At 71.6% G+C, this 8,283-nt stretch carries 7 protein-coding genes; 4 read left to right on the top strand and 3 right to left on the bottom strand.

The features are described from left to right. Positions 1-5 precede the first annotated feature (5 nt). Both MKL01_RS28015 and MKL01_RS28010 read left to right on the top strand, forming a co-directional pair. Positions 6-740 carry a class I SAM-dependent methyltransferase gene (locus tag MKL01_RS28015; RefSeq protein ID WP_243908455.1) on the top strand — a complete coding sequence of 245 codons (735 nt, stop codon included), beginning with the start codon at positions 6-8 and terminating at the stop codon, positions 738-740. A 132-nt stretch (positions 741-872) separates the two neighbouring features. Then, positions 873-1,586 carry a MarC family protein gene (locus MKL01_RS28010; RefSeq protein WP_243908450.1) on the top strand — a complete coding sequence of 238 codons (714 nt, stop codon included), beginning with the start codon at positions 873-875 and terminating at the stop codon, positions 1,584-1,586. 18 nt (positions 1,587-1,604) lie between these two features. Here MKL01_RS28010 and MKL01_RS28005 read toward each other — a convergent pair whose 3' ends face one another. Then, positions 1,605-2,657, bottom strand: coding sequence for a hypothetical protein (locus MKL01_RS28005; protein ID WP_243908449.1), 1,053 nt, complete (start codon positions 2,655-2,657; stop codon positions 1,605-1,607). Between the two features lie 959 nt (positions 2,658-3,616). Here MKL01_RS28005 and MKL01_RS28000 point away from each other — a divergent pair. Next, positions 3,617-4,450, top strand: coding sequence for an ArsA-related P-loop ATPase (locus MKL01_RS28000; protein ID WP_243908448.1), 834 nt, complete (start codon positions 3,617-3,619; stop codon positions 4,448-4,450). Next, entirely contained in the window at positions 4,447-4,890 is a 444-nt protein-coding gene (locus MKL01_RS27995; RefSeq protein WP_243908447.1) for a hypothetical protein, read from the top strand. Before MKL01_RS28000 ends, MKL01_RS27995 begins: the two co-directional genes overlap by 4 nt. A gap of 40 nt (positions 4,891-4,930) precedes the next feature. On the opposite strand, the gene MKL01_RS27990 is transcribed toward MKL01_RS27995, so the two are convergent. Next, positions 4,931-5,971 (bottom strand): cytochrome-c peroxidase, encoded by a 1,041-nt coding sequence (locus MKL01_RS27990; RefSeq protein ID WP_243908454.1) that lies wholly within the window; start codon positions 5,969-5,971, stop codon positions 4,931-4,933. A gap of 143 nt (positions 5,972-6,114) precedes the next feature. Continuing rightward, entirely contained in the window at positions 6,115-8,205 is a 2,091-nt protein-coding gene (gene pbpC, locus MKL01_RS27985; RefSeq protein ID WP_409566364.1) for a penicillin-binding protein 1C, read from the bottom strand. Positions 8,206-8,283 lie beyond the last annotated feature (78 nt).

The raw sequence follows: 8,283 nt of genomic DNA, 5'->3' as shown, positions 1-8,283 counted from the left end.
CCTTCATGCGTCTCGACGTCAATGGCTTGCGGGCCTTCTACGCCAGCCCCCTGGGCCGCACGACGCACCGCGTGGTCGGGCGCGCCCTGCACGAGTTCCTGGGCTCGGTGTCGGGCCTGCGCGTCCTCGGGATCGGCTACGCGACCCCCTATCTCGGGCCGGTGCACTGCATCGCCGAGCGCACCTTGGCGTTCATGCCCGCGACGCAGGGCGTGGTGAACTGGCCGGACAGCGGCCGCTCCTGCGCGGCGCTGGCCGATCCGACGATGATGCCCCTGCCGGAGGCCGCCATCGACCGGGTCATCCTGGTCCACGCCCTCGAATCGGTCGAGAGCCCGACGGAACTGCTCCAGGAGGTGTGGCGGACGCTCACGCCCGGCGGCCGGATGATCCTCGTCGTTCCGAACCGGCGCGGCGTCTGGGCCCGCCGCGAGGCGACGCCCTTCGGCCACGGCCAGCCCTATAGCCGCTCGCAGCTCGGGCGGTTGATGCGCGACACGCTGTTCTCGCCCGTGAGCTGGGCCGAGACCCTCTACATGCCGCCGGTGCGCTCGCGGGTGATGCTGCGCACCGGCCCCGCCTGGGAGCGTCTCGGCACCAGCCTCGCCCTGCCCTTCGCGGGGCTGCACGTGGTCGACGCGACGAAGCAGCTCTATCGGCCCGTCGCCGTCCAGCAGGTGCGGCGGGCCCGGCGCCTCGCGCCGGCCCGGGTGCTGGTCCCGGCCCCGGCTCCGGGCTGAGCGTGACGGGCGCCTAACGTCGCAGATCGGCGGATGCCCGGGCCTGGAGCGGACGCACCGCGTCAGGCCGGCTGCGTGGCCGTGGGCCGGCGCAGGCGCTGGGCGGCGGGGTGTTTCGTGTACGATGCCCGGATGAGCGTCGATTTCACCATCCAGCAATTCCTGCTCGCCCTCTCGGGCCTCATCGCGATCGTGAACCCGATCGGCGGCGCCTTCATCTTCGCGCAGGTGACGAACGCCTACAGCCACGCCGAGCGGGTCCTGCTGTCGCGTCGGATCGGCGTCTACGCCGCGCTGATCATGCTCGGCGCGCTCTGGGCCGGCACGCCGATCCTCAACTTCTTCGGCGTGACCCTGGGGGCGCTGCGCATCGCCGGCGGTCTGGTCGTGATGTCGTCGGCCTGGAACCAGCTGAACAGGCCGGAGGCCCGCGAGGCGCGCAAGCAGGCCGAGGCGTCCGGTTCGGCGGATCGGGGGCCGGCGCCCGCCGAGCCGCCGGGGGATCAGGGGCGGAGCCCCCTCTCCGAGATCGCCTTCTTTCCCCTGACCCTGCCGTTCACCACAGGGCCGGGCACGATCGCGGTCGCCATCACCCTGGGGGCCAACCGTCCCACGGCCTACGCGGAGCGGTTCGGCTTCTATCTCGGCGTGACGCTGGCGGCGCTGGTGGTGGCCGCCGCGGTCGCCCTGATCTACGCCTCGGCCGACCGGGTGGTGGCCCTCATCGGGCCGGCCCGGGCGCGCGTGACCGGGCGCCTCTTCGCGTTCCTGCTGCTGTGCGTCGGGACGCAGATCCTGATCAACGGCCTCATGGACGTGGTCGCGCCGCTCGCGGCGGCCCGGTGATCCGCATCCGAAGCGGCCTCAGATGACCGGGATCGCGCCGAGGCCGCCGAACAGGGCCGCGTGGCCGACGTAGTAGAGGAACAGGAAGGCGGCCAGGGCCGCTCCGTACCAGGCCGGCGCCAGCAGCGCCTGCCGGACGCGCACCGGCACCCGGACATCGTCCGCCGCGATCCCGAGGAGCACCACGATGATCCCGGAATGGCCGATCGCGTCCACCTTGCCGAACTCGAAGATCGCCGAGACGAAGATCGCCGCCAGGATGATCGCCGCGCTGCGCCGGACCAGGGGCGTCCAGAGCAGCGCGAAGGCGAGGGTGAACTCGATCACGCCGGCGGCCTGCATGAACATCGCGGGCGTCGCCCCCATGGTCATCTCTGGCTTGGCGGCGATGAGCGGCGCCGTCCATTCCGGATAGGCCCACTTCTCGATGGAGGCCCACATCAGCGTCACGGCCGCGGACCAGCGCACGAGGTCGAGGGAGCGGACGCGGCCGGTCTTCAGGTCGAGGCCCTGGACGATCAGATACGCGGCGATCCCGAGGAAGATCGGGTAATCGGCGAGGTGGAACAGGCCGTACTGCGCGGTGGCGAAGCTGAACAGGAAGACGAGGCCGAGACCGGTGATCGGCATCGTCCGGCGCCAGATCAGGCAGCCCGCCAGCGCGAGCTGCAGCCACGGGATCCAGGCGACCTCGGTCTTGAGTTCCGGCGTGAGGATGATGTCGCCGAGGCTCCAGAGGGAGATCAGGAAAAAACCCAGCGTGGCACGGACGAGGAGTTCCGTGTCGGTCCGGATCCGCGCGGTCACGCGGTCCAGCGCCTTGAGCAGCGCGCCCCCGAGCGGCGTGCCCTCGGCCAGGCAGCCCAGCATCAGGCAGACCAGGGCGAGCCCCGTCAGCCACTCGAAATCCGGGCACAGCACCTGCTCGAGGCCCTGCGGCTGACCGGCCACGTCGTAGGCGCAGAACCATTTCACGTGCGCCTCGGCCGCGCCCGTGGCGGCGAGGATCCCTAGGCCCGACAATCCGAGGGCGCAGCCGCCCGAAAACAGCGCATTCGCGGCTCTTCGCATCGGGACCTCGGCGCACCACAGCAGCATCGCGGTTACCGAGCTATTTAGCTATCTTCGTGCGCATTTCGCCAAGGATTTATTAACGAATGTGAGTAAAAGGTTAACGCTGTGGATCCCGGTTAAACGGCCCCGCCCGAAGCGGGCCGCGCCGCGCCGATCCGCCGGCGGATCGACGGCGCGGCCGGCGTGCCGCCTGAGAAAGCCGGCCCTGTCGAGCGATGCCGATCGCTCCAGTTTGCCGGCCAGCCCCGAGCCGCCGAGATCGTGCGCCCCTGCGGACCGTCCCCGGGATCGGAAAGCCGGTCGCCGACACGTCCGAGGATAGCAGTATCATCGCGGCGACGATCGCCAGATTTTCGATCATAGTCGTACGATATCGCCATTTTTGAGTAACAATTCGCGTAAATAGACAGTAATTACTGGTATAAACCGATTTGGTTGTCCGCGGATAGATCTGTTAATGTTTGCGATATAGGAGAGGATAGAGTAACCGGACAGGGCGATACGGGCTTGCATCTCGCATTCTTCTGCGCTGAGGCTCGGCGCGCTCGGCTAGAACGGCGTCATGCCCGCGCGGCGGTCGTCGGCAACAGTGGACCGGTAACGGGGCGGAGGGTGAGGAGGAACGACATTCCGCGGCCCCAGACACAGGCCGACGCCGGGTCGCACGCGTGATCCGGCCGTTCGCATCCGACCGCACCGGCGCCCGACCCTGCACCCCGTCGCGGGGGGGTCGACGGCGTGCCGCATCGGGGCGGCCGCGTGAGAGCCGGTCGCCGTCCGGCGCGCCGTCCCGGGGGCGTGTTCAGGCCGCTGACCCGCATGTCGGTTCGCCGTCGGCGCAGGCCTGCCTGAAGCCGGGCGCACCGCATGAACCCTGAAACCCCGCAGGTCCGGTCCCGCGCGTGCCAGCCGCGCGCGCTGGCCCGCCCCCGCATTCATCAGCAAGGAAACATCCCATGACCGACGGTACGCAGATCAAGGTTCCGGCTTGGTACAGCCCGGACGAGATCCAGGACATCCAGCGCGACCTTCTGGGCTCGGCGGGCAAGCTCCTCGTCCTCTGCCTTGGCGGCAAGGGCGGCGTCGGCAAGACCACGATCGCCCTGCAGGTCGCCGATCTCTGCGCCGAGGTCGGGCCCGTCCTGGCGATCGATACCGACCCGGCCAACCGGCACTTCCACACCGCGCTGATGCAGGAGACCAATCCCGGCAGCGACAACTTCGTACCGCGCCGGAACGGCTTGACCTGCTTCCGGCAGCGCCTGCGCGCGGAGGACAGCACCGGCCGGGTCGACCCGACCCTGTGTCAGGACATGATCGAGCGCGTGATCGAGGCCGCGGAGCGCTTCGTGGTGGTCGATTTCCCCGCCGGGGACACGGAGACGACGCGGCGCTGCGCCGAGATCATCGTGGAGAGCTGCCGGGAGGCGAATGTCCGCCTCTGTGTGGTCGTCGCCGCGGGCGCCGTCGATCCCACCGCCCTTGAGGTTCTCAAGGAACTCCGGCCGATGCTCATCGAGTGCGACCGGGCGATCCTGGCGAAGAACACCGCGCAGGCGACCAATTTCGATTATCTCGAATCCTCCGACCTCGTGAAGGCGCTGCGCAAGCAGCCGAACTTCCGCACCATCGAGATCGAGCGCATCGGCGAGCGCCTGATCGAGGCGCTGCGGGTCCAGCACATGACGTGGCAGGCGCTGGCGAACAGCGCCCCCATGCGCCTGCGCGTCGAGGGCCGGCGCCTCCGGCGCAACTTCCAGACGGCGTGGCGGGATGCGCTCCGGCCGTGATCAACCTCGAGCGGTTCTACCGGTCGGTCCACGGCCGCGATCTCCAGCCCTGGGAGCGTCAGCTCGCCGTGCGGATCGCGGCCGCCTTGAACACCACGACGGACGACGACTTCGTCGTCCACCTGCTGCTCGTGTACATGTCCACCAACGCCATCACCAACATGTACAACGAGCTGGTGGCGGCTCGGAACGGTCTCGCCGAGGACAACCGGGATCTGGTGCAGACGGTCAAGGGCGATCTGCGCCGGAACCGGCTGATGACCTACGGGCTGCTCGGCGTGGTCGGCGTCGGCCTTCTGGCAAGCGGCTGGACCCTGGGCGCCGTGCTGAGCCTCTCGCACGACTCCGCCGCCAACGAGACCCGCATCGCCGCCGCCCTCGAGGCCTGCGAGCAGCGGAGCCCGCCCGGGCCGCCGCGGGGGCTCGGCATCGGACGCTGAGCCGCGGGCGCCGATGCCGTCCGGGGCGGAGCCCGCGGTGTCAGGGCGCCGGCGGGAGGTTCGCGAACGATACCGTCATGAGATCGCCGCCCGTGCCGCTGGAGAGCGTTGCCAGGAAAGCCAGCAGGTCGGCCCGCTCCGACGCCGACAGATGCAGCGGCTTGATCGACCGGGACCGGCTCGGGCGCTCGATGCCGCCGCGGTCGTAGAGGTCGATGACGGCCTCGAGGGTCGGCACGGAGCCGTCGTGCATGTAGGGGCCGCGCTTGCCGATCTCCCGGAGCGTCGGCGTCTTGAAGGCGTAGGTCAGCGCGACCGAGTTGGGCTTCAGCCGGCCGCGGCCGATATCGGTTCCGACCCCGACCCCGATATCGTGGAACGAGTTGTCGGTGAACGACCAGCCGGAATGGCAGCTCGCGCAGCCGGCCCGGCCGTTGAACAGGTCGAATCCCCGTTGGGCCGCCGCGCCGATCGCGTCCGCGCGGCCGCCGATCCAGCTGTCGAAGGGCGTCGGTTTCGTCACGATCAGCCGTTCGAAGGTCGCCAGGGCTGCCTCCAGCCGTTCGCGCGTGACCGCGGGGTCGGCGAAGGCTTCGGCGAAGGCGGCCGCATAGGACGGATCGGCGGAGAGCCGCGTCACGGCCTCCGGCATCGGCAGGTTCATGTTGCCCGGCGCGGCGATCGGCATCGCGGCGACCGCCTCCAGCGAGCGGAACTTGCCGTCCCAGCCGAGCGGTCCATCCTGCCACGCGACGTTGACGAGGGTCGGCGTCCGCAGGTCCATGTCGTCCTGCTGGCGGGTCGCCGCCCGGGCGCGGCCGTCGCCCCAGGCCAGATCCGGGACATGGCAGGTCGCGCACGAGCGGGTCCCGTCCCCCGACAGGATCGGATCGAAGAAGAGGCGCCGGCCGAGTTCGGCCTTGGCGGCCGAGTAGGGATTCTCCGGTGGAAACGGGATCGCGGCCGGGGGGCGGTAGGCCGCGCGCCAGCCATCGCGGCGCGGATCGACGTCGCCGCCACCGAGACCCACACCGACGAACCCTACGAGCACCGCGACCGCGGCGCCGACCTTCCACGCCATCATCGACCTCACCGGACACGAATAGACCCATATCCGTTAGTGATCGGTGAATATCCGCATGCATTCGCTGGAGTCTAAACGCGCCGATCCATGCAAAATCGTGCAATGGTCAAGCTTCTCGGGGGCCGAACGACGGCGCGGCGCTATTCGAGCCGGACGGAAACGCTGTCGCTCGCGCCGGTCGAGTCCAGGACGGAGATCCGCGCGAAGCCGGCACCTTCCGGGAACCACTCGGCGCGGCGTCGCGGCGTCTGAACGACCGGCTGCCCGTCCACGAGCCACGTCAGGGGCGGAACCCCCCCCAGCGCCTTGAGGGCGAGGCCCGCACCGCCGGCCGGGCCGGGCGCATCGTGCGCGACCGCGACGAGGCCGAGGTCGATCCGGGCGCCGTCCGGCGGGTAGGCGATCCGCAGGGCCGGCCCGGCTGCCTCCGAGGCGTCGCGGCGCAGCCGCCGGAGCGGCGGCGGCAGGCCGCCGGGCCCGGCCGTCAGGACGTCGCGCGGTTGCGGAATCGGATCCGGCGCATGCCCCAGGCGCGCGAAGGCGTCGAACAGGATCGGCGCCGCCACCGTCCGCCCGACGAGCCCCGGAACGGCGGCGCCGTCGGGCCGCCCGACCCAGACCACAACCGTCACGTGCCGATCGAAGCCTGCCGCCCAGGCGTCGCGGTAGCCGTACGAGGTGCCGGTCTTGTAGGCGATGCGATTCGGCAGCGCGTTCTCCGGAGGCGGCGTCCCGCGGAGGATGTCGGCGACGTACCACGACGCCACGGGCTCGGCGATCCGTTGCTCGGCCGAGGCCGAGGCCGCGGTCGCATCGGCGCGGCGAAGCAGGTCCGGCACCGCGCCGCCGCGGGCGAGCCCGGCATAGAGGCGCGCGAGATCGGTCAGGGTGATGCCGAGGCCACCCAGCGCCACGGGCAGGCCCGGCGCCGACTCGCGCGGGAGCTGGATCCCGGCGCCCGCGGCCCGCAAGCGGGCGATGAACCGCGCCGGCCCGACCGCGTCCATCAGCGCGACCGCGGGCACGTTGAGCGACATCTGCAGGGCACGCCGCGCCGTGACCGTCCCCTGAAAGCTCAGGTCGAAATTTTCCGGCGCGTAGCTCGCCGAGAAGCGCGTGGGGCGGTCCTCCAGCAGCGTCTCGGGATGCGCCAGCCCGTCCTCGAACGCCATGGCGTAGACGAACGGCTTCAGGGCGGAGCCGGGGGAGCGCACCGCGAGCGTCATGTCGATGGCGCCGCGCCGGGTCGGGTCGAGGTAGCCGGCGCTTCCGACCTGGGCGAGAACCTGTCCGTGGCGATTGTCGAGGACGAGGATCGCGGCCGAAAGGTCCGGGCCGGCCGCCGCGGCGCGCTCGGTCGCCAGCGCTTCCAGCCGCTCCTGCAGGCGCGCATCGATGGCGAGGCGGATCTCCGCGGCGGCGGGCTCGGCGGCGACCGCCTCTTCGGCGGCGTGCGCCGCGAGCATCGGGAACGGGCGCCGGACCGTCGGAACGGGCTCGGCCCTGGCGGCCGCGGTCTCGGCCGCGGTGAGAAGGCTCTGCGCGTGGGCGATCTCCAGGACGCGGTCGCGGGCTGCGGCGGCGCGCTCGGGGAAGCGGTCGGGCCGGCGGGTCTCGGGGGATTGCGGCAGGGCGACCAGGAGGGCGGCCTGCGCCGCCGTCAGCCGCACCGGCTCCCGGCCGAAATAGGCGAGGCTAGCGGCGCGCACGCCCTCCAGCGGGCCGCCGTAGGGGGCGAGGGCCATGTAGAGGTCGAGCAGCCCGGCCTTCCCGAATCGCCGCTCCAGGGCGATTGCGCGCACGATCTGCCGGAGCTTGGCCGCGACGGACCGCTCGCGCCGCGGCTCGATCAGGCGGGCCACCTGCATCGACAGGGTCGAGCCCCCCGAGACGATGCGGCCGCGCACCGCCCATTGCAACGCGGCGCGCAGCAGCGCCACCGGGTCGATACCGGGATGGTGCGCGAAGCGCCGATCCTCGTAGGCGAGCAGCATCGCCCGATAGCGCGGATCGACCGCGTCGGCGGGCACCGGCAGGCGCCAGCGCCCGTCCGCGGTCGCGAAGGGGCGCAGCAGCGTGCCGGACCGGTCGAGCACCACCGTCGACCGCGCCGACGCGGACGCGAGATCGAGGGGCGGCAACGCGGCCGCGGCGTGCCACGCGGCGCAGGCTGCCAGAGCGGCCGATGCCAGCGCGGCGGCGATGCCGAGGCGCGCGGCGCGGCCCGGCAAGCGGGCCGCTCTGTCTGGATCGGGCGCGACGTCCGGCACATGTCCCCCCGCTACCGGACCGGCCGGCCGCGCGCGCAG

Origin of the sequence: Methylobacterium sp. J-070 (assembly GCF_022829385.1) — a bacterium.
Classification (GTDB): Bacteria; Pseudomonadota; Alphaproteobacteria; order Rhizobiales; family Beijerinckiaceae; genus Methylobacterium.
This window is presented reverse-complemented; position numbering and strand designations above follow the sequence as displayed.